This is a genomic window from Promicromonospora sp. NPDC110617 (assembly GCF_055598465.1).
In genome coordinates, this window is record NZ_JBVKBM010000001.1 from 2,233,605 (window position 1) to 2,254,853 (window position 21,249).

A 21,249-nucleotide genomic window follows, 5' to 3' on the forward strand; every position below is an offset into this window, starting at 1 on the left:
ACATGAGCGAGACGAACGCACTGCCGAGCAACTGGGGTCGCTGGGGCGACGGTGACGAGCTGGGGACCCTGAACCTGATCACGGACGAGGCGCGCGCACGGGCGGCGCAGGAGGTGCGCCAGGGCCGCGCGGTATCCCTCGCCGTGCCGGTCGAACCGTCGCCCGTGGTCAAGGGTCCGTTCTCGGCGCTCGGAGCCGAGCCCTCGGCGGTCCAGCTCATCATGGCGTACACGGGGAGCCCTGCGTCTGCGAGCGCGGACGTCATGATGGTCACCAACCATCACCCGTTGTCGACGCACCTCGACGCGCTGGGGCACATCGTGCAGGACGGCCAGGTGTACCCCGGGTGGGCGGTGAACGAGAGCGTCACCATGGACGGGGTCCGGCACGGGTCGACCACGGCGTTCGCCGCGGGGATCGTGACGCGGGGAGTCCTGCTCGACCTGGCGATCGACGGCGCGGTGCCCGCGGACCACGCCGTGACGGGGCGGGACCTGGATGCCGCGGAGGAGCGCCACGGCGTGCGGCTGGAGTCCGGCGACGCGTTGGTCGTGCGGTTCGGGTGGGTGGAGACCCGCTACCGGGGCAATCCGATGCCCGGCATGAGCATCGACGCGGTGCGCTGGATGCACGACCGGGGCGTGTCGGTGTACGCGGGGGATCTCGCCGACGCCCTCCCGCCCGTGCGGCCCGGTAGCCCCCCGGCGATGCACGGGGTCGCCCTGCCTCGGCTGGGCATGCCGCTGATCGACGTCGTGGACGCCGACGAGCTGGCGGTCGCCTGCGCGGAGCTCGGCCGGTACAGCTTCCTGCTCGTCGCCGCACCGCCGCGTATCCACGGCATGACGGGAGTCCCGGTCAACCCGGTCGCGATCTTCTGACGTCGTCGTCTGTCATCCTCGACGAGAGGAGAGGAGAGGAGAGGAGAGGAGACGGGCATGCCCCAGGTGATCGTCGTCGGCGCGGGAGTCGTCGGGCTCTCGGTCGCGCACGAGCTCGCGCGGGCGGGCCACCGGGTGCGGGTCGTGGCCGACGCGGACACGGCCGACACCGTCTCCGCGTTGTCCGCCGCGCTCTGGTTCCCGTACCGGAGCGAGCGGTCCGTCGGCGCGGGCCTGCTGCTCGAACGGTCCCTCGCCCGGTTCGAGGAGCTGCTCCTCGTGCCAGAGACCGGGGTGGCGCGGCGTCCGGGGACCGTCCTGGAGCGGACGGCGGACCCGGACCGCTCCTGGGCGCGCCTGTTCCCCGACGCGGCCGAGGTGCCGCCGGACCTGCTCCCGCCGGGGGTCCTGTCCGGCGTCCGGGTCGCCGTCCCGTTCATCACCGTCCCGGACTACCTGCCCTGGCTCGTGCGGCGGCTCGAGAGCCTCGGGGTCGCGTTCGAGCGCCGGGCGGTCGCCTCCGTCGCGGAGCTGGCCGGCTCTGCCGACGCGGTGGTGGTCGCCGCGGGGCTCCGCTCCGGCGAGCTCCTGGGCGACGACCGGTCCGTGATGCCGGTGCGTGGGCAGGTCGTGCGGCTGGCGAACCCCGGCCTCACCGACTGGATCACCGACGACGACAACCCGGACGGGCTCACGTACGTCTTTCCCCGGGAGGACGACGTCGTGGTCGGCGGGGTCGCGGTCGAGGGCTCGTCCGACGCGACCGTCCATGACGACGACGCGGCCGCGATGCTCGCCCGGGCGACCCGGCTGGTCCCCGAGCTCGCGGGGGTGCGCCGTCCGGCCCGCGCGCCGATGCTGGGTGTATCGGTGGTCCGCACCCGACGGAGGGAACCGGGATGTCAGGTGGAACCGGCCTCGCCCACGCCGTGCGCACCGCGACGCGACCGGGGCTCACCAGGGACCTGCCGTACGGTCCCGAGGACCTCCGGTGGGTCGCGAACTCCGCCACGCTGATCCTCGGCGACCACCACGCCGTCCTGGTCGACACCTATCTCTCCGTTGACCAGAACGACGAGCTGGTCGAGTGGGTCAGGTCCTTCGGCCGTGACCTGACCCATGTCTTCGTCACCCACGGGCACGGCGACCATTTCTTCGGGCTCCGGCAGGTCCTGGACGCGTTCCCGGGGGCCCGGGCGGTCGCCTCCGCGGGGACGGCCAGGGAGGCGCTCGTCCGGGGTCGGTCGGAGGTGCGCGACGGATCCTGGGGGAGGCTCTTCCCGGGCCAGATCCCGCCGATCTCCTGTCCGGAGGCGCTCGACGGCGACCACCTCGCGCTCGAGGGGCACCGGCTGGAGGTGATCGAGACGGGCTTCACGGACACCCGGGACACGACCGCGCTGTGGGTGCCCGACCTCGGCCTCGTCGTCGCCGGGGACGTGGCCTACAACGACACGCACCTGCACACCGCCGAGACCACCGCGGCCACGCGTGAGCAGTGGGCCCGAGCCGCCGAACGGCTCGCCGGGCTCGATCCGGCGGTCGTCGTCGCCGGCCACAAGAAGCCGGAAGCACCGGACCGGCCGGCGATCCTGGCGCAGACCGCGGAGTACCTGCGCGCCTTCGGCGCCGTCGCCGAGGTGTCCCGCACCCCGGAGGACGTGTACGACCGCATGCTCTCGCTCTATCCCCGCCGTGCGAATCCCGGCGCCCTGTGGAGCAGCGCGCGAGCAGCCATGGCGTGAGCTGCTCGGGCGACCCCGTCCCGGCCTGGCGTCACCGGGCCAGGGCCGTCCCGAGGAAGTCGAGGACCAGGGCGGAGACCTCGTCGAGGGCGGACTCGAGCAGGAAGTGCCCGCCGTCCAGCAGGGCGATCCGCGCGCCGGGCAGGTCCCGGGCGAAGGCCTGGGCGCCGGCGGGGCCGAAGATCTCGTCGTTCTCACCCCACACGGCCAGCAGCGGGACCTGGGAGTCGCGGAAGTACTTCTGCACCTCGGGGTACAGCGGCCGGTTCGTGGTGTAGTCGCGGAAGAGCTGGAGCTGGACCAGGTCGTTGCCCGGGCGGGACACCAGTGCGAGATCGTGCTCCCAGGTGCCGGGATCCACCAGCGTGGGGTCGGGCACGCCGTGCAGGTACTGCCACCGAATCGCCTCACGGCTGAGCGCGAAGCGCACGCCGGGTTCCGTCCGCTCGTTCTGCTCCTGCCCCCAGGCCCACACGTCCGTCCAGAAGCCCCCGACGAACCCCTCCTCGTAGGCGTTGCCGTTCTGGCTGATGATCGCCGTGATCGCGGTCGGGTCCGCCAGCGCGAGACGCCAGCCGATCGGCGCGCCGTAGTCCTGGACGTAGATCGCGTACCGGGTGACGCCCAGGTTCGACAGCAGCCCGGCCGTGATCCGCGCGAGCGCGTCGAAGGTGTACTCGAACTCGTCGACGCCCGGTGCGTCCGACAGCCCGAAGCCGAGGTGGTCGGGCGCCACGACGTGGTAGTCCTCGGCGAGCCGGGGGATCAGGGCGCGGAACATGTGCGAGCTCGTCGGATAGCCGTGGAGCAGGACGACCGTGGGTGCGTCCGCCGGCCCGGCCTCGCGGTAGAAGATCCGGTGCCCGTCGACGTCGGTGAACCGGTGGTGGATGGCGACCATGATGCTACCCCTCTCAGTCGGCGTTGTCTGGTTATGACAGCACCGTCGGTGCTAACCTGTCAACACCGACTGAGGAGGTTAGAGATGGACCTGATCACCCGGGACGACGAGAACCTGCTGCTGGACCTGCTGAACACGGCGCCCGTGGTCGACGGCGAGCGGGTCGACGAGCTCGCGGACCCGCGAGCCGCGGTGGGCTGGGCCGCGGCGCGCGACGGGGCGGGATCCGCCGAGGAGACCGCGGCGCTCCGGCGCGTCCGGGACGCGATCGAGCGCGCCGTCCGCGACGGCTCCGGCCCGCAGGCGCTGGCGGTGGAGGTCGAGCGGATCGTGCTGCGTCCCCGGGTGCGCGACGACGTGGTCCGCTGGGAGCTGCAGGCGTCCGCGGAGGACCGGCTCGCGGCGCGCGCGCTGCTCGCCTGGGTGGCGATCGGCGAGCGCTACCCGGGGCGGCTGCGGCCGTGCGCGAATCCTGAGTGCCGCCGGTTCCTGCTCGACCGCAGCAACGCGAACACCGCCCGCTGGTGCTCGATGGCGCTCTGTGGCAACCGGTTCAAGGCTCGGCGCCACTACCAGCGCACCCGCGCCGAGCAGTAGGGCACATCGCCGCAGATCGTGACCCCAAGGGGTCCCGCCGTCCGACTTCTCGGCACTAGGATCGGCAATGTGCCGCACATGAGGATCCGAGATGCCGCCACCTACCTCGGGGTGAGCGACGACACCGTGCGCCGGTGGGTCGACAAGGGCCTGCTGACGGCGACCGCCGACGAGTCGGGCCGCAAGGTCGTGGACGGGTACGAGGTGGCCCTGGTCGCCCGCCAGCAGGCCACCCTGCCCGGCCCGCCCGGCGGGACCGCGAGCTCGGCACGCAACCGGTTCGTGGGGCTGGTCACCGACATCCGGACCGACGCGGTGATGGCCCAGGTCGAGCTGCAGTGCGGGCCGTTCCGGGTGGTGTCCCTCATGAGCAGCGAAGCGGTGCGCGACCTGGGCCTGGAGCTGGGGTCGGTCGCGGTGGCCGTCATCAAGTCCACGACGGTGATCGTCGAAACAGCCCAAGGAGAATGATGAGGCGAACGCTCTCGATCACGACCGCAGCACTGGTCCTGGCCACCGTGGTGGCCGGGTGCGGATCTGGCGGGTCCGGTGACGCAGGCGGCGCGGACAGCCCAGCCGCGGAGGAGACGACCCTGACCGTGTACGCGGCCGCGTCGCTGACCGCGACGTTCGAGCAGATCGGCGCGGAGTTCGAGCAGGCGCACGAGGGTGTGCAGGTCGAGCTCGCCTTCGCGGGCTCCTCGGACCTGGTGGCGCAGATCCAGGAGGGGGCCCCGGCCGACGTCTTTGCCTCGGCGGACGAGGCCAACATGGCGAAGCTCACCGCCGACGGGCTGGAGGGCGCCGAACCGGTCGCGTTCGCGTCCAACACGCTGGAGATCGCGGTGCCCCCGGGCAACCCCGCCGGAGTGGCCGACTTCGACGACCTGGCCGGTGACCTCAACCTGGTCGTCTGCGCCCCGGAGGTGCCGTGCGGCGCCGCCACCCGGAAGGTCACCGAGGCGGCCGGCGTGGAGCTGTCCCCGGTGAGCGAGGAGCAGTCGGTCACCGACGTGCTCGCCAAGGTCACCACCGGCGAGGCCGACGCCGGGCTGGTGTACGTGACCGACGTGATCGGCGCGGGCGACGGCGTCGAGGGCATCGAGTTCCCCGAGGCCGCCGCCGCGGTGAACGTCTACCCGATCGCGCCCGTCGCCGACAGCGCGAACGCGGACCTGGCCCAGGAGTTCGTCGACCTCGTCCTCGCCGAGGCCGGGCAGACCGTCCTGCGGGACGCCGGGTTCGCGCCGGCTCCCTGACGTGGCCGCCTCGCCCGGCCGGGTCGGTGTCCCGGCCTGGATCTTCGTCCCCGCCGTGGCGGGAGCGGCCTTCGTGCTGCTCCCGCTCGCGGCGATCGTGCTGCGCACGCCGTGGAGCCGGTTCCTCGACCTGCTGGCCTCGCCGGCCGCCGTCGAGGCGCTGCTGCTGAGCCTGCGCACCTCCGGCACCAGCACTCTGCTGTGCGTGGTGTTCGGCGTCCCCATGGCGCTGGTCCTGGCCCGGACGAGCTTTCGCGGGCAGGGCGTGCTGCGCTCGCTGGTGCTGCTGCCGCTGGTGCTGCCGCCCGTGGTCGGCGGCATCGCCCTGCTGTACACGTTCGGACGGCGCGGGCTGCTCGGGGAGACGTTCGAGGTGCTCGGCCTCCAGATCGCGTTCTCCACCACCGCCGTGGTGCTGGCGCAGACGTTCGTCGCCCTGCCGTTCCTCGTGGTCAGCCTGGAAGGCGCGCTGCGCACCGCCGGCCAGAGGTACGAGGTCGTGGCCGCCACCCTGGGCGCCGGCCCGACCACCGTCTTCCGGCGCGTCACGCTGCCGCTCGTGCTGCCCGGCCTGGTCTCGGGCGCCGTGCTGGCATTTGCCCGGTCGCTGGGCGAGTTCGGCGCCACCATCACGTTCGCCGGCAGCCTGCAGGGCGTCACCCGCACCCTCCCGCTGGAGATCTACCTGCGCCGGGAGACCGACGCCCAGGCGGCCGTGGCACTGTCCCTGGTGCTGGTGGTGGTCGCGATCCTGGTCATCGGGTTCGCCCGGCAGGGCAGGAGCAGCCTGTGACGTTCCACTACACCGCCGCCGTGGCCGGCCGGGGCGTCGACCTCGCGTTCGACATCGCCCCCGGCCGGACCCTCGCTCTGCTGGGCCCGAACGGCGCCGGGAAGTCCACCGTCCTGGCCGTGGCCGCCGGGCTGCTGCGCCCCGACACCGGCCGGGTCGAGCTGGACGGGCGTCCCCTGACCGTCACGGGTCACGACGAGCGGGACGTCCTGGTCGCCCCGCACGACCGACAGGTCTCGCTGCTGGCGCAGGAGCCGCTGCTCTTCCCGCACCTGAGCCTGCTGGACAACGTCGCGTTCGGACCGCGCAGCCGCGGTGCGGGTCGCGCCGCGTCCCGCACCGTCGCCCGGCACTGGCTGGGGGAGGTCGGGATCGCCGAGCTCGCCGACCGGCGTCCCGCCCAGGTCTCCGGGGGGCAGGCGCAGCGCGCGGCCGTGGCCCGGGCGCTGGCCGCCGACCCGCGGCTGCTGCTGCTGGACGAGCCGATGGCCGCCCTCGACGTCGCCGTGACCCCGGCCCTGCGCCAGACCCTGCGCCGGGTGCTGGCCGACCGGACCGTCCTGCTGGTCACCCACGACGTCCTGGACGCCCTGCTGCTCGCCGACGAGGTCGCCGTCGTCGAGGACGGCCGGATCGTCGACCGGGGGGAGACCGCGCAGGTGCTGGCCCAGCCCCGCAGCCGGTTCACCGCCCAGATCGCCGGGCTGAACATGATCACGGGCACCTGGCGGGACGGGGCCGTGCTCACCCCGGCGGGCCTCCGGATCGAGGGGCGGCCCGACGGGCCCGCGCCCCGCCCGGGCGACGCCGCGGTGGCGGTGTTCCCGCCCAGCGCCGTGTCCGTCTTCCTCGACGACCCGGGCGGCAGCCCGCGCAACGCGCTCCCGGTGACGATCACCCACCTGGAGCCGCAGGGCGGACAGATCCGGGTGCGCACCGAGGAGCTGAGCGCCGACGTCACGCCGCAGGCGGCCGCCGAGCTCGACCTCGCCCCGGGGTCACCGGCCTACTTCGTGGTCAAGGCGACCGAGATCGCGGTCTACGCCACCTGACGGCGGGGGGCCGGCGACGCGGTCAGGACGCCGCAGGCCCGGTCGAGTCGCGGACCACGAGCTCGGGCCGGAAGAGCAGCGAGCTGCCCCGGCTCGACGCGTCGTCGCCCTCCGGCTCGTGCAGGGCGCGGAACGCGGCGGCGGCCATCTCCTTCATCGGCTGCCGCACGGTCGTCAGGGCCGGTGAGTACAGCTCGGCGAGCACGATGTCGTCGAAGCCCGCGACCGAGACGTCCCGGCCCACCTCCAGCCCGGCGTCGCGCACGGCGCGGCACACGCCGATCGCGGTCATGTCGTTGACGGCGAAGATCGCGGTGGGGGGATTCGGCCCGGCGAGCAGCTCGGTCGTGGCGACGCGTCCCAGCTCGGCGGCCTCGACGTCGCCGAACGTGCTGTCCACGATGCTCCCGGGCCAGGTCACGACGTCGGGCCGCGCGATGCCCGCGCGCTCCAGCGCGCGCAGGAAGCCCTGGAACCGCTCGGTGCGGTTGACCGACCGGATGGACCCCGAGACGAACGCGATCCGGCGGTGGCCGAGCGACACGAGGTGGTCGCCCATGAGCTCGGCGCCGATCGTGTTGTCGACGCTCACGTTGATCAGGCCCGCCGGGTCGTCCGCCTGGGCGGTGCGGTCGAAGGCGACCAGCCGCAGGCCGTCGTCCAGCAGGCTCGCGACGTGCTCCAGGGAGGGCAGGGACGAGCACAGGACGATGCCGCGGATCCCGTCGGAGACGAGCTCGTCGACGTACTGGCGCTCGCGCTCGGGGTCACGCTCGGAGTTGCAGAGCAGCACGTGGTAGCCCTGGGTCAGCGCCGCCGCCTCGACGTGGCGCGCGAGCGCGCCCCAGTAGGGGTTGCCGACCGACGGCACCACCAGGCCGATGACCTGCGGCTTGCCCGTCCTCAGCTGGCGGGCGGCCCGGTTGGGCCGGTAGCCGAGCTTGCGGATGGTGGACTCCACACGGTGCCGCGTCTCGGGCAGCATCCGGTCGGTCCGGCCGTTGAGCAGGTTCGAGACCGTGCTCGTGGACACCCCCGCCGCTCGTGCGACGTCAAGGATCGTGACTCCAGCCATGTGCGCGTGCGGCCCCCTCCGGATCGGGATCCAGGCCCATCTTCCAGTGCATCGATGGACTGAACAGCGTCGAGCATAGTCCATAAACGGACACTTGACCCCTGCCTGATGGCCCCCTATCGTCAGTGCATCGTTACACCGGGAGTCACAGCAGACTCCCGCCCTGCGTGGAGATCAGTGCCGATCGAAAGGGCAAGTCATGGAACTCAGCCGTCGCAGCTTCCTCACGGCCATGGGCCTCGGGACCGCGACCGTCATGGCGGGTTGCGCCACGACGAGCGGGAGCGGCGCACCCGCCGCCGACGTCACAGGGCCCGCGGAGGGCGACATCACCTTCCTGTGCGCCCTGTTCGAGGGCGCCACGGGCAAGGAGACGCTCGAGGGCAAGCTCCTCAAGCAGTTCAACGAGAAGTACCCGGACGTCAATGTCACCGTCGACTACACGGACTACGGCTCCCTCAACGAGAAGATCACGACCGGCCTGGCGAGCGGCCTCATGCCCGACGTCGTCACGCTCGGCGTCGGCTGGATCCCGCCGTTCGCGTACAAGAACGCGATCGCCCCCCTGCCCGAGTCGCTGGCCACGCGCTACACGTACGAGGAGCGCGTGCTGGAGCCCTCGCGGTTCGACGGCAAGCTCTACGCGCTGCCCATGGTGCTGGACACGCGCATCGTGGCCTACCGCAAGGACTTCTTCGAGGAGGCCGGGATCACCGCCCCGCCCAAGGACTGGGCCGAGCTGCGCGAGATCGCCAAGGAGCTCACCGTCCGGGACAACGACGGGACCCTCCAGCGGGCCGGGTTCGACCCGTTCTCCATCGACCTGCGCCAGTGCTGGGAGACGTTCCTGTTCGGCAACTCCGGCGAGCTCTTCTCCGCCGACGGGCGTGAGGTGCTGTTCGACAGCCCGGAGGGCGTCGCCGCCCTGCAGCTCTTCCTCGACGTGGTGGCGGACGGCTCGGCCGACTTCGCCCTCACGACCGAGGCGGGCCAGCCGACCACCCTGCAGCAGGGCACCTCGGCGATCATGATGACCAACAACTCGCTCTACGTGCAGCTCCAGCAGCAGAACCCGGAGCTGGTCGACAAGGTCGGCACCTTCGTGCTCGGGAACACCGCACCGGCGATGCTCCAGGGCGGCACGATGATCTCGCAGTCGGCGAGCTCCAAGAACCCGGCCGCCGCGCGGGCGCTCGTGGAGTTCCTCGGCTCGCCCGACGCCGTGCTGGTCGCCTCCGAGCAGCGCGGCTCCGTCCCCGCGATCTCCGACCTCCGGGACAGCGACTACGTCAAGGGCAACCCGATGGTCGCGTTCGCGCTCGAGAACCTCGGCAAGGCGCGGTCCGAGGGCGGCACGCCGGCCTGGATGGAGATCCGGGAGAAGATCAAGCCCACCCTCGAGACCGCCGTCGTCGGCCAGCAGACCGCCGAGCAGGCCATCGCCCAGCTCGCCGGCATCGCCGACGACGCGATCGCCCGCCTGTGACCCGGTCCGTCCACTCGAGGAAGAGGGGTCCGTCGTGGCCGTTGTCTCCGCGCCGCGCGCCGTGAGCGCGCCGCCCTCCGCCCCGCCCCGCTCGTCCGCGCCCCGGCGCGGACGAGCGGGGGCGGCCCGCCGTCGCGCGGGGATGCTCATGGTGGCGCCCGCGTTCCTGCACGCCCTGATCTGGATCGGCATCCCCGTGATCGCCGCGTTCGTGCTGTCGTTCACGTCCTACGACGTGCTCACGCAGCCCCGGTTCATCGGCATCCAGAACTACCTGGACGCGTTCGGCGACCCGGTCTTCCGCCGGGGCATGCTCAACACCCTGGTCTACGCGTTCTTCACCGTGCCGGTCGCGATGGCGGTCGCCCTGCTCATCGCCCTCATGCTCGACACGCAGCTGCGGGCCCGGGCGCTGTTCCGCACCGCGGTGTTCATCCCGCAGGTCACCGCCACCATCGCCGTCGCGCTGGTCTGGCTCTGGATCTACGACCCGCGCAGCGGCCTGCTCAACGCGGTGCTCAGCTTCTTCGGGCTGCCCGCGCAGAACTGGCTGTCGTCGACCACGTGGGCGATGCCCGCGGTCATCACCGTCGGCATCTGGCAGGGCATCGGCCTCAAGATGCTCATCTACCTGGCCGCCCTCCAGTCCCTGCCCAAGGACGTCTACGAGGCGGCGTCGGTCGACGGCGCTTCCCGGACCCGCCAGTTCTTCAGCCTCACGCTGCCGCTGCTGCGGCCCGCCACGTTCTTCGTCTTCGTCACCTCGGTCATCTCCGCCTTCCAGGCGTTCGACCTCATCTACATCCTCACCGACGGCGGACCGGCCAACACGACCACGATGATGACGTACGAGATCTACAAGTCGGCCTTCCGGGAGTTCCGCGTCGGCTACGCGTGCGCCCAGTCGATCGTCCTGTTCGTGTTCCTGCTGGTCCTGACCCTCGCCAACCGACGGCTCAACGGAGGCGACAGTGGCCGGCACTGATCTCGCCGCGGCCCCGCCGCGCACCACCCGCGGCAGCGCCCGCACCAGCGGCGGCCTCGGCCGCACCCCGGCGGCCCGACGCCGGATCGAACGGGGCACCCTCTACGTGGCGCTGACCGTCATCGCCGTGGTGATGGTGGTGCCCTTCGTGTGGATGATCCTCACCTCGCTCAAGACGCCCCAGGACATCGCGGCCAACCCGCCGGCGATCCTGCCGACCCAGTGGGCGTGGAGCAACTACACCGAGGCGCTCGCGGCCGCGCCGTTCCTGACGTACGCGCGCAACAGCCTGGTCATCGCCGTGAGCCACACGGCGATCAACCTGGTGGTCGCCTCCATGGCGGGCTACGCGCTGGCCCGGCTGCGCTTCCGCGGGTCGGAGCTGGTGTTCCTCGGCTTCGTCGCGGCGCTGATGATCCCGACCTACACCAAGATCATCCCCGAGTTCCTCATCGTGCGGTTCATGCCGCTGTTCGGGGGCAACGACATCCTGGGGCAGGGCGGCACCGGCTGGCTCGACACCTGGTGGGCCCTGATCGTCCCCGGTGCGGTGACGCCGTTCGCGGTGTTCCTGTTCCGCCAGTTCTACCTGGACCTGCCGGTGGAGCTGGAGGAGGCGGCCCGTCTGGACGGCGTCAGCGAGCTGGGCATCTGGGCGCGGATCATGACGCCGCTGGTCAAGCCCGCGTTCATCACGGTGGCGCTGCTGACCTTCGAGAGCTCCTGGAACAACTTCCTGTGGCCGCTGCTGGTCACGCGGAGCGACTCGATGCGGGTCATCCAGGTCGGGCTCTCGGTCTTCCGCACGGAGAACGACACCCAGTGGGCCTTCCTCATGGCGGGGACGACCCTGGCGACCCTGCCGATGGTGGTGCTGTTCCTGCTCGGCCAGAAGTACTTCGTCCGCGGGTTCGCGAACGCGGGCATCAAGTGACACCCGGGGACCACGTGACACGGGGGCACCAGACGACACGCGGCAGGGCGCCGCGTGCCGGAGAGAGAGGACTGCAGATGGCGATTGACATGACGGACGTACGGGTGCTCGTGACGGGCGCGGGGCACGGCATCGGCCGGGGGATCGCCCTGGCTCTGGCGGCCGCGGGGGCGGACGTCGTGGTGCACTACGGGAGCTCGGCCGACGCGGCCGCGCGGACCGTGGCAGACATCGAGGCGCTGGGCCGCAAGGCCGTGGCGCTGCGCGCCGACGTGACGGTCACCGAGGACGTCGACCGGCTCGTCGCCGAGGCCGTGGCCTTCCTCGGCGGGCTGGACGTGGTGGTCTGCAACGCGGGGCACCTGATCGGCCGCGTGCCGGTGGCCGAGATGAGCGACGAGCACTACGCCTCCGTCGTGGACGTCAACCTCGGGGCGACGTTCCGCACGTGCCGGGCGGCGATCCCGCACCTGCTGGAGTCGGACCGGCCGCGGATCGTCGCGATGTCCTCGCTCGCGGCGCACAACGGCGGCGGCCCCGGGTCGGTCGTCTACGCGGCGGCGAAGGCGGGCATCCGCGGCTTCGTCAAGGGCCTCGCCAAGGAGCTCGGGCCGCAGGGCGTCACGGTCAACGCCGTGGCCCCGGGATACATCGCGGACACCGCGTTCCACGGCACGTTCAGCACCGCCGAGGCGCAGCAGAAGATGGTCGCCGGCACCCCGGTCGGCCGGCCCGGCACCGTGGACGACGTCGCCGCGGCAGTGCTGTACCTCGCCTCCCGCGAGGCGTCGTACATCACGGGCACCACACTCGACGTCGACGGCGGGACCTGGCCGCGATGACCTCCCTGGCCCCGGAGCATGCCGTCTACGCCGGGCTGCCGCGCGAGCGCGGCGGCTGGTGGCACAACTTCGTCTGCCCGGTGCACGGCACGGAGCTCTCCCACGAGGGCATCCCCGGTCCCGTACCGCCCGCGGGCGGGGTGCGGTGCCCGCACGGCTGCCGGGTCGACTCCGAACCCGTGCGCGGCGCCTGGCTGGTGCTGAGCCACCAGGCGTGGGCGCGGCGCATCCGGGTGCTCGCGCACCGCGCCGCCCGCACGGGGTCGGACGCCGACCGGGACGAGGCCGTCGCGCTGCTCGCCGCGTACGCCGACGTCTACGCCGAGGTCACCGGCGGCGGCGAGCACGAGCGGGCGCAGGACTGGATGCTCCGGGGCCGGCTGTTCCACCAGGCGCTGACCGACGCGATCTGGTCCGTCTCGATCGGGCACGCGGTGTGGTCGCTCGCCGCGTCGGCGCCCGAGCGGGCCGCGGACCTGCGTCCGGTGCTGCCCGTGCTCGACGCGACCGCCGAGGCGACGCGCGCGGCCCGCGACCGGCTCGTGGGCGAGGGCCGGTTCACCTCGAACTACACGGCCTGGCTGAACGCCGCCGGCCGGGTGTGCGCCCGTGCCGCCGCCCTCGTCCGCGCGGGCGGCGACGGCGCCCCGGCGGTGTCCGTGGCCGACGACGAGTGGCTGGCCGGGGAGCATGGGCAGCTCGCCCACGTGCTCGCCGCGACCACCCGCGGCGGCTGGGAGTGGGAGGCCAGCACGTACTACCACGGCTTCGTGCTGCGGGCCTACCTGCTGTCCCTGCGCGGGACCGACCCGGCGGACCTGCCGGCCGCGGCCCGGGACCGGCTCGTCGCCATGGTCGACGTGCTCGCGGGCCTGGCCACGGACGACGGCATCCTGCCCGCCGTCCACGACGGCCCCTACACCCGCCCGGCCCTCGCACTGGAGTGGACGGAGCTGTGCGCGCTCGCCGACGGGTTCGTGACGGACGCCGGGCTCGCGGCCGTCGCCGCCCGGGCCCGCCGCGAGGCGGCGGACGGCGACACGCTGGCGGACGACCTGCGTGACCTGCCCGGCGGCTGGTTCGCCGGCGTGCCCCTGGCGGGCGCCCGTCCGGCCCGTCCGGCGGTGAGCCTCGACGAGGAGGTGGGCATCGCCGTCGTGCGCGCCGCGGGCATCCACGCCGTGCTCGACCACGGGCCGCACGGCGCGGGGCACGGGCACCACGACAAGCTCGCGCTCCACCTCTACGGGCGGCAGACGCCGTGGCAGCCCGACCCGGGACAGGTGCCCTACGGTCATCCGGCGTGGCGCGAGCACTACGCGTCGGCCGCGGCCCACCCGTGCGTGCGGGTGGACGACGGCGACCCCGCCGAGGCGACCGGCCGCCTGGTCGACCGCGACGAGCGGTCGCTGACCGTCGAGGTGCGTGGCGACGCGACGTCCTGGTACGACGGTGTCCGCGCGGTGCGGCGGCTCGTGGCCGGCGACGGCTACCTGCTCGACGTCGTGGCCGCGACCGCGGACCGGCCCCGGCGGCTGACGCTCGGGCTGCGGCCCGACGTCCCGCTGGAGGTGCGCCTCGACGGCGAGGTGGTGCGCACCGCGTGGGGCGGAGCGGAACGGCTCGACGGCGTCCACGCCGCTCGTGCCGCCGGGGCCGAGGGGCCGGTACCGGTGCGGGCCGTCGTCCGCCCCGGGCCTGGGCCGGCCGACGACCCGCAGCGCGAGCGCGCCCACGTCGACTGGACGGCCCACGCCGCGACGTCGGCCCTGTGGGTGTCCGTGTTCCGCACCGGCGCCGAGGCCTCCGGCATCGAGCTGCTCGGCCTGGACGCGGCCGAGGTCCGGGTGCGGCGCGCCGACGGCGTCGTCGACGTCCACCCGCTGCCGCACGAGGTGACCCATGGCTGACGCGATACGGGTGGCGCCGTCCCGGCTCCTGCTGGACGACGCGCGCCTGGCCGACCTGCGCTCCCGGCTCGACGGCGACCTGGCGCCCCAGTGGCGCCGGCTGGCCGAGCAGTGCGACCTGTACCGGCGCACCGCGCCGCCGACGGAGCACCCGCTCGCGAGCATCACCTACCTGGGGCCGGCCGCCGCCAACCTGGCGCTCGCGTACCGGCTCACCGGGCAGCGGCACTACCTGGAGGAGGCGTGGCGCTGGATCTCGGCCGCCGTGTCCTTCGAGCACTGGGGCCGGGCGCACCTGCCCGACCACGACCTCGACGCGGGATGGCTGCTGCACGGGCTGTCCCTGGCGTACACCTGGCTCGGGGACGACCTGGGACCGGAGCGCGCCGAGGCGCTCCGCGCCAAGCTGTCCCTCCAGGGCGAGCGGCTGTACGACTTCGCGGTGGCGAACGAGGGCTCCTGGTGGAGCAGCTCGTACTGGCAGAACCACCACTGGATCTGCCACACGGGGCTGGCGACCGTGGGCTACGCGCTCGGGGAGCGCGCCTGGACGGAGCGGGCGAAGGACGTGTTCGCCACCGTCGTCGACGTGCTGCCGGCGGACGGCTCCGACATGGAGGGCGTCGTCTACTGGCGGTACGGCGTGCCGTGGCTCGCGACCTACCTCGACCTGCTCCAGCACGCCGAGGGCGTCGACTGGTGGGACCGCTGCCGGTTCCTCGCGCACACCTTCTTCTACCGGCTGCACCAGGCGGCGCCCGGCTACGAGGAGATCGTGGACCACGGCGACTGCCACGACCGGCGCTCCGGGCACAGCGTGGCGCTCTACCGGATCCTTGCCGCGCGGTACGGGATCGGGGAGGCGCAGTGGCTCGCCGACACGGTCACCGACCGCTTCTTCTGGCGCGAGGCGTACGAGAGCGGCGTCCGCCCGGGCGTGCTGCCCGAGGCGTGGGCCGAGCTGCTCTGGTACGACGCCGCCGTCGCGCCCGTCGACCCGGCCGGGACGGTACCGGCGCAGGCCGCGTTCGAGGACCTCGGCCTGCTGGTGCACCGCACCTCGTGGGACGACGACGCGACGCTGCTCTCGTTCAAGTCGTCGCCCGGCGGCGGCCGGACGGCGTGGGAGACCTCGCGCCGCCTCGACGCCGAGCGCGGGTGGGACACCCTCAGCGCCGGCCACCACCATCCCGACGCCGGCTCCTTCGTGCTCGCCTCGCGCGGCGCGTGGCTGCTGGTCGACGAGGGCTACTCCAACCGCAAGCGCGCCGGGCACCACAACCTGGTGCTGGTGGACGGCCAGGGGTTCGCCGGGGAGGGCCGGTACCACGTGTACGCGGACGCGCCCCCGACCCGCACCGCCGACATGGTCGACGTCCTGGCCGATGGCGGGTTCCTGCACGGCCGGGCCCGGACCGGGCGCATGTACCCGGAGGAGCTCGGGGTCGAGAGCCTGGAGCGGACCGTCGCCGTCCTGCCCTCGGGGCGCGCGGTCGTGGTCGACCGGGGGCGGGCCGCGCAGCCCCGGTCGTGGACCCTGCTCTTCCACGCCGACCACCCGGCCGAGGAGGTGGCGCCGGGGCCGGACGACGTCGCCGCCGTCCGGCACGTGCTGCGCAACGGCCGCGCCGGCGCGTGGCTCACCACGTACGCCCCGGGTGTGCCGGGCAGCGTCAGCACCGTGGAGCGGGTCGTCACGGAGGTCGAGGCCAACCCCACCTCCAGCACGCCGGACCTCGTGGTCACGCGCCGGATGCACACCCTGCGCGTGACGCCGCCCGCGGCGCGCGACCTGCTCGCGGTGACTGTGATCGAGCCGTTCGACGCCTTCCGTACGGACGCCGCGGCCACCCCGGTGGCGCGGCTGCTGCCCGCACGCGCCGGGGTGGCCGTCGACCTCGGGGCGGGGGAGCGGGCCTACCTCGCGGACCCGGAGGGCGTGCTCGACGCCGAGGGCGTGCGCGCCCGGGCCCGGGCGGTCCTGGTCGCGGGCACCGGGCCGGACCGGCGGGTCGCCGTCGTGACGGCGCACGAGGTCGCGGTCGACGGGCACGCGCTGCGCGGCGTGGGCGCGGCGGCCGACGGCAGCGGCACGGACGCGGCAGACGACGGCGCGTTCACCGGCGTGCTCGGGACGGACGCATGACCGCCGCCGCGGCACCGGTGCGCCCCGACGGCTCTCGCCAGTGGTCGCGGACGCTGCTGGGCTGGCTGGAGTGGCTCGCGCACCCCGTGCTCGCGGGCGCGGCGTTCGCCGTCCTGTGCGTCGGCGTGGTCACCTGGCTCCCCGCGCTCGCGGCGACGGCCCACGCGCTGCGCGCCTGGCGGACCGAGGGCGAGACCCGCACGTTCACCGGCGTCTTCCGTGCTTTCGGCACGTACCTGCGGCCGCTGCTGGCCCACGCGGCCGTCTCGACCGCCGGGCTGGCCCTGCTGGTGGTCGACGTCGTCTTCCTCACCGGGCGGACTGGCCCCGCCGCCGTCGTCCTCGCGCTGCTCGCGCTGGGGCTCCTGCTCGTGGCCGTGCCCTACCACCTGGCGCTCGCCGTGGTGGCGGGCGCGGACCCCGCGGGCACGGCGCGCGGCTGGGTCGGGGACGCGCTGTGGTTCGGTTTCGGCTCGGTGGCACGGGGGACGGCGCTGCTGGGCGCCGTCGTCGCGACGCCGGTCTTCTCCCTGGTGATCCCCGCCGGGCCCCTGCTGCTGTCCGCGAGCGTGCCCGCGCTGGTGGGGCTCGTGATCCTCGACCAGGCCGTGGTGCCCGACCAGACCGCAGGACCCGACCGTACGGAGGACGCATGACCGGCACCGCCCCGCTCGCCCGCCGCACCCTGCTCACGGGAGCCCTCGCCTCGACCGGGGCGCTCCTGGTCGCCCCGGGCGCGGCCGCCCGCACGATCGCGGACGCCGTCGCCGACGTCGCCCCGGCGTCCGCCGCCCGCCGTCCCGTCACCTGGGTGCCGTCCTGGGCCACCGCCCACACGCGCCCCACGGCGACCGACCCGCTGGTCGCCACCGGGGTCACGGACCAGACGGTCCGGCACGTGCTCCGCCTGAGCGCCGGGACGCTCCCTGGCGGGCGAGGAAGACTGCGCGTCCGCCTCGCCGGGACCTTCTCGGCCCGGCCCACGCTGGTGGGCACGGTGACCGTGGCCCGCCGCGCCCCCGGGCCGGCCGGGGCCGGGCCGGGCGTCGACCCGGCGACCGTGACCCCCGTGACCTTCGACGGCGCGAGCGGCGGCCTGCTCGCCGCCGGTGCGACGCTCGTCAGCGACCCGGTGTCCCTCGCCGTGCCCGACGGCGGCGACCTCGTGGTGAGCCTGCACCTGCCCGGGCCGACCGGGAGCCTGAGCTTTCACCGCAACATCCACGCGACCGGCTACGTCGCCGCGGGGGACCGCACGGCGGACGCGGGCGACGCCTTCGCCGCGGAGGGCGCGGTCACGACCCGGTCGGCGGTGCTCCTGTGCGGCGTGGACGTCGAGCGCCCAGGCGTCCCCGGCGTCGCCGTGCTGGGCGACTCGATCACCGAGGGCGTCGGCACGCCCGACGACGCCGACCAGCGGCTCACCGACCACCTCGCACGGCGCCTCGCGGAGCGCGGCGGGCCGGTCGGGGTCGCGAACCTCGGCATCAGCGGCAACCGGGTGCTGCTCGACGACGAGCGCTTCGGGCCGAGCGGCCAGGCGCGTCTGGACCGGGACGCGCTGGCGCTGCCCGGGGTGGACACGCTGCTCGTGGTGCTCGGCGTCAACGACCTGCAGCAGCCGCCCAGCCAGACCGACCCCGAGGTGATCCTCGCCGGGTACCGGCAGCTCGTGCTGCGCGGCCGCGACCGGGGCCTGCGCGTGGTCGGCACCACGATCACGCCCTTCGGCGGCTGGCAGCGCTGGACGCCGGCCCTGGAGGAGGAGCGGCGGTACGTCAACGCCGCGCTGCTCGCCGGGGCGCGGGACGGGCGGTCCGACGCCGGGGCGTTCGACGCCGTGGCCGACGTCGCCGCCGCCGTCGCCGACCCCGCGAACCCGGCCCGGCTGCTGCCCGCGTACGACAGCGGCGACGGCCTGCACCCGAGCCCCGCCGGCGCGGCGGCGCTGGCGGCGGCGATCGGCCGCCGCGCGCTGCTGGGCTGATCCTCCCGACTCCGCTCGTCCCCGCGACGAACGGGTGCCGCGCGCCCGCGCGCGGCCGATCCACCGCACCGCACCAGCCCGACGACGTACCAGCCCGACGACGCACCAGCTCAACGACGAGAGGGACCGTGATGGAGAACGACACCGCAACCGAGGGCTCCGGCCCGACCCGGCGTACCGTCCTGTTCGGCCTCGGCGCGCTCGCGGGCGTGGCCGCCCTGGCGCCGTACGCCGCCCTGCCCGCCCGGGCGCTGCCCGCGGCCACGACCACGGAGCTGGTCGAGCGCTGGGCCGTGCTCCAGACCGGCGGCCCGGGGCTCGACCTCGCCGACACCCACGTGGCGGCCGCCGTCCGGCGCGTGGACCGGGCGGCGACCACCGTCCTGGCCACCCTCGACCGGACCGCGGGCCGCACGGCCCTGTGGGCCGACCTCGCCGACCGGACCCGGTCGACGAACGTGACCACGACCTTCAAGCGGCTGCGGTCGATCGCCGTCGCCTGGGCGACGCCCGGCACCTCGGTCGCGGGCGACCCGGCGGTGGCCGACGCCGTGGCCGACGGCCTCGGCTGGATGCACGACAACCTCTACGGCCCCGGCCTGGCGCGCTTCGACAACGACTGGGACTGGGAGATCGGCTCCGCCTCGGCCCTGGTCGACACCCTGGTGGTGCTGCGCGAGCACCTCGGCGCCGACCTCGCGCGGTCCACGGCCGCCGTCCACCACTACACGCCCGACCCCAACCTGTGGCGGGCCGACCGGCAGATCGCCACGGGCGCCAACCGCGTGTGGATCGCCACCGTGGTCGCCGTCCGCGCCGCGCTCGACGGCGACGGCGACGCGCTGCTCCGGGTCCGCGACGCCCTCAGCGACGTCGAGGGCGGGGGCGCCAACAGCGTGCTCGCCTTCGTGGACGACGCGGCCGCCGCGGCGGGCACGGGGGAGGGTTTCTTCCGGGACGGCTCGTTCCTGCAGCACTGGAAGCACCCGTACAACGGCGGCTACGGCAAGGAGCTGCTCGGCACCCTGTCCTCGCTGCTGCACCTGCTGGGCGACTCGCCGTGGCAGGTCACCGACCCGGCCCTGGCCAACGTCTACGCGTGGGTGACCGACGGGTTCGACCCGCTCATGGTGAGCGGCGACGTCGTCGCCTCGGTGTGCGGGCGGGAGATCGCGCGCCCGAGCAAGCAGGGCCACGCCTCGGCGCAGACGGTGGTCGAGGGCACGCTCCGGCTCATCCCGTCCGCCCCGGCGGCGCAGGCGGCGACCCTGACCGCCCTGGTGGCGCAGTGGATCACCGAGGACACCTACCGCGACTTCCTCGCGGGGACCACGCCCGCGTCCGTCGTCGCGGCCAAGGCGCTGCTGGCCGCGGGGCCGACGCCGCGCGGGCCGCTCGTCGCGCAGCACCAGTACCCGGCCATGGACAAGGTGGTGCACCACCGCCCCGGCTTCGCGGTCAGCGTCAGCGCGTACTCCGCCCGCGTCTACAACTACGAGTCGATCCAGAACGAGAACCTGCACGGCTGGCACCTCTCCGACGGCATGGTGCTGCTGTACACGGACGACCTGGGGCACTACAGCGAGGACTACTGGCCGACCGTGGACCCGTACCGCCTGCCCGGCACGACCGTGGACACCGTGCGCCGCGCCGACGGGTCGGACCACCGCGCCACGAACGACGCGACGTGGGTGGGTGGCGCGACACTGCCCGGCAGCACGCTGGGCAGCTACGGGCAGGACCTGCGCGCGCAGGGTTCCGACCTGCGGGCGCTCAAGAGCTGGTTCCTGCTCGACGACGTCGTGGTCTGCCTCGGCTCCGGCATCACGGCGCCGGGCGCCGCAGGCGCCGAGACCGTGGTGGAGAACCGCAAGCTGCGCGCCGGCGCCGCCCTCGTGGTCGACGGCGTGGACCAGCACGTGACCCCCGGCTGGTCCGCGACCCTGGCCGACGTGCGCTGGTGCCACCTGGCGGGGACGTCCGGCTACGTCTTCCCCGGCGGCGCCACGCTGCGCGCGCTGCGCGAGGACCGCACCCACACCTGGCGCGAGATCAACGTCAAGTACGGCACCGACACCCCCGTGACCCGCCCGTACCTGACCGCCTGGCTCGACCACGGCGCCGCGCCCGCCGACGCCGCCTACGCCTACGTGCTGCTGCCGGCCGCGTCGTCGGAGGAGACGCGGCTGTTCTCCGCGGCGTGCGGCACGGCGGACGGCCTGCGGGTCCTCGCGCAGGACGCCGCGGCGCACGCCGTCGCGCTCGGCGGCACCGTCGCGGCGAACTTCTGGGGCGTGGGCCGGGTCGCGCTGGACGCGGGCACGTTCGGCGCGCCCGGTGCCGGTGTCGGTGTCACCGGCGCGCTCGTGGCCGACGGCGCGGCGTCGGTCGTGCTGCACGCCGACCCCGCCACGGACGGGCAGCGGCCCACCCGGATCGCGGTGAGCGACCCGACGCAGACCCGGGAGCAGGTGGTCGTCGACCTGGAGGTGCCGGGGTTGCGCCTCGCCGGCGCCGACGCGGCCGTGACCGTGACGCGGCGGGGCGTGGGCTGGCGGCTCGTCGTCGACGGCGCCGCCCTGCGCGGGGCGACCGTGACCGCGTCGTTCGTCTGAGCGTCCGGTCCACCGAGCACGTCCACCCCATCAGCTCGCCG

The 21,249-nt window shown here is 74.2% G+C and carries 19 protein-coding genes; 17 read left to right on the forward strand and 2 right to left on the reverse strand.

The features are described from left to right. Window positions 1-2: 2 nt before the first annotated feature. Genes ACZ7LE_RS09840 through ACZ7LE_RS09850 form a run of 3 tightly spaced genes read left to right on the forward strand, consistent with a single transcriptional unit; the run spans window position 3 to window position 2,626 of the window. A complete protein-coding gene (locus ACZ7LE_RS09840; protein ID WP_470403082.1) occupies window positions 3-881 on the forward strand; it encodes a cyclase family protein in 879 nt (292 codons plus the stop codon). Window positions 882-938: 57 nt separating this feature from the next. After that, complete coding sequence (locus tag ACZ7LE_RS09845; protein WP_470403083.1) at window positions 939-1,898, forward strand: FAD-dependent oxidoreductase; 960 nt, start codon at window positions 939-941, stop codon at window positions 1,896-1,898. Then, window positions 1,781-2,626 (forward strand): MBL fold metallo-hydrolase, encoded by an 846-nt coding sequence (locus ACZ7LE_RS09850; protein WP_470403084.1) that lies wholly within the window; start codon window positions 1,781-1,783, stop codon window positions 2,624-2,626. The genes ACZ7LE_RS09845 and ACZ7LE_RS09850 overlap by 118 nt, the downstream gene beginning before the upstream one ends. 31 nt (window positions 2,627-2,657) lie before the next feature. Here the strand turns inward: ACZ7LE_RS09850 and ACZ7LE_RS09855 are convergent, their stop codons facing one another. Continuing rightward, window positions 2,658-3,527 carry an alpha/beta fold hydrolase gene (locus ACZ7LE_RS09855; RefSeq protein WP_470403085.1) on the reverse strand — a complete coding sequence of 290 codons (870 nt, stop codon included), beginning with the start codon at window positions 3,525-3,527 and terminating at the stop codon, window positions 2,658-2,660. Between the two features lie 84 nt (window positions 3,528-3,611). On the opposite strand from ACZ7LE_RS09855, the gene ACZ7LE_RS09860 reads away from it, so the two are divergent. The 5 genes from ACZ7LE_RS09860 to ACZ7LE_RS09880 all read left to right on the forward strand — a co-directional run bounded on the left by ACZ7LE_RS09860 (window position 3,612) and on the right by ACZ7LE_RS09880 (window position 7,228). Then, window positions 3,612-4,124 carry a CGNR zinc finger domain-containing protein gene (locus ACZ7LE_RS09860; RefSeq protein WP_470403086.1) on the forward strand — a complete coding sequence of 171 codons (513 nt, stop codon included), beginning with the start codon at window positions 3,612-3,614 and terminating at the stop codon, window positions 4,122-4,124. A 69-nt stretch (window positions 4,125-4,193) separates the two neighbouring features. Further along, window positions 4,194-4,595, forward strand: a complete 402-nt coding sequence (locus ACZ7LE_RS09865; protein ID WP_470403087.1) for a TOBE domain-containing protein — start codon at window positions 4,194-4,196, stop codon at window positions 4,593-4,595. Next, window positions 4,595-5,383 carry a molybdate ABC transporter substrate-binding protein gene (gene modA, locus ACZ7LE_RS09870; protein ID WP_470403088.1) on the forward strand — a complete coding sequence of 263 codons (789 nt, stop codon included), beginning with the start codon at window positions 4,595-4,597 and terminating at the stop codon, window positions 5,381-5,383. The genes ACZ7LE_RS09865 and modA overlap by 1 nt, the downstream gene beginning before the upstream one ends. Window position 5,384: 1 nt before the next feature. Then, the gene (locus tag ACZ7LE_RS09875) at window positions 5,385-6,176 is read left to right on the forward strand and encodes an ABC transporter permease (RefSeq protein WP_470403089.1); all 792 of its coding nucleotides are present in this window, start codon (window positions 5,385-5,387) and stop codon (window positions 6,174-6,176) included. Continuing rightward, the gene (locus ACZ7LE_RS09880) at window positions 6,173-7,228 is read left to right on the forward strand and encodes a sulfate/molybdate ABC transporter ATP-binding protein (RefSeq protein WP_470403090.1); all 1,056 of its coding nucleotides are present in this window, start codon (window positions 6,173-6,175) and stop codon (window positions 7,226-7,228) included. Before ACZ7LE_RS09875 ends, ACZ7LE_RS09880 begins: the two co-directional genes overlap by 4 nt. Window positions 7,229-7,250: 22 nt before the next feature. Here the strand turns inward: ACZ7LE_RS09880 and ACZ7LE_RS09885 are convergent, their stop codons facing one another. After that, window positions 7,251-8,303 carry a LacI family DNA-binding transcriptional regulator gene (locus ACZ7LE_RS09885; protein ID WP_470403091.1) on the reverse strand — a complete coding sequence of 351 codons (1,053 nt, stop codon included), beginning with the start codon at window positions 8,301-8,303 and terminating at the stop codon, window positions 7,251-7,253. A gap of 199 nt (window positions 8,304-8,502) precedes the next feature. Between ACZ7LE_RS09885 and ACZ7LE_RS09890 the strand changes: the two genes are divergently transcribed. The 9 genes from ACZ7LE_RS09890 (at window position 8,503) to ACZ7LE_RS09930 (ending at window position 21,208) form a co-directional block, all read left to right on the forward strand. After that, the gene (locus ACZ7LE_RS09890; RefSeq protein ID WP_470403092.1) at window positions 8,503-9,789 is read left to right on the forward strand and encodes an ABC transporter substrate-binding protein; all 1,287 of its coding nucleotides are present in this window, start codon (window positions 8,503-8,505) and stop codon (window positions 9,787-9,789) included. Window positions 9,790-9,823: 34 nt separating this feature from the next. Then, window positions 9,824-10,774: a carbohydrate ABC transporter permease gene (locus ACZ7LE_RS09895; protein ID WP_470403093.1), complete on the forward strand. Its 951-nt coding sequence runs from the start codon at window positions 9,824-9,826 to the stop codon at window positions 10,772-10,774. After that, window positions 10,761-11,708, forward strand: a complete 948-nt coding sequence (locus tag ACZ7LE_RS09900) for a carbohydrate ABC transporter permease (RefSeq protein ID WP_470403094.1) — start codon at window positions 10,761-10,763, stop codon at window positions 11,706-11,708. The genes ACZ7LE_RS09895 and ACZ7LE_RS09900 overlap by 14 nt, the downstream gene beginning before the upstream one ends. A gap of 89 nt (window positions 11,709-11,797) precedes the next feature. Further along, window positions 11,798-12,550 (forward strand): SDR family NAD(P)-dependent oxidoreductase, encoded by a 753-nt coding sequence (locus ACZ7LE_RS09905; RefSeq protein WP_470403095.1) that lies wholly within the window; start codon window positions 11,798-11,800, stop codon window positions 12,548-12,550. Further along, on the forward strand, window positions 12,547-14,460 hold the full coding sequence (locus tag ACZ7LE_RS09910; protein WP_470403096.1) for a heparinase II/III domain-containing protein: 1,914 nt from the start codon (window positions 12,547-12,549) through the stop codon (window positions 14,458-14,460). The genes ACZ7LE_RS09905 and ACZ7LE_RS09910 overlap by 4 nt, the downstream gene beginning before the upstream one ends. Then, entirely contained in the window at window positions 14,453-16,606 is a 2,154-nt protein-coding gene (locus ACZ7LE_RS09915) for a DUF4962 domain-containing protein (protein ID WP_470403097.1), read from the forward strand. Before ACZ7LE_RS09910 ends, ACZ7LE_RS09915 begins: the two co-directional genes overlap by 8 nt. Next, a complete protein-coding gene (locus ACZ7LE_RS09920) occupies window positions 16,603-17,262 on the forward strand; it encodes a hypothetical protein (protein WP_470403098.1) in 660 nt (219 codons plus the stop codon). Before ACZ7LE_RS09915 ends, ACZ7LE_RS09920 begins: the two co-directional genes overlap by 4 nt. Next, on the forward strand, window positions 17,259-18,593 hold the full coding sequence (locus tag ACZ7LE_RS09925) for a GDSL-type esterase/lipase family protein (RefSeq protein WP_470403099.1): 1,335 nt from the start codon (window positions 17,259-17,261) through the stop codon (window positions 18,591-18,593). Before ACZ7LE_RS09920 ends, ACZ7LE_RS09925 begins: the two co-directional genes overlap by 4 nt. 131 nt (window positions 18,594-18,724) lie before the next feature. Further along, window positions 18,725-21,208, forward strand: coding sequence for a polysaccharide lyase 8 family protein (locus tag ACZ7LE_RS09930; protein ID WP_470403100.1), 2,484 nt, complete (start codon window positions 18,725-18,727; stop codon window positions 21,206-21,208). Window positions 21,209-21,249 lie beyond the last annotated feature (41 nt).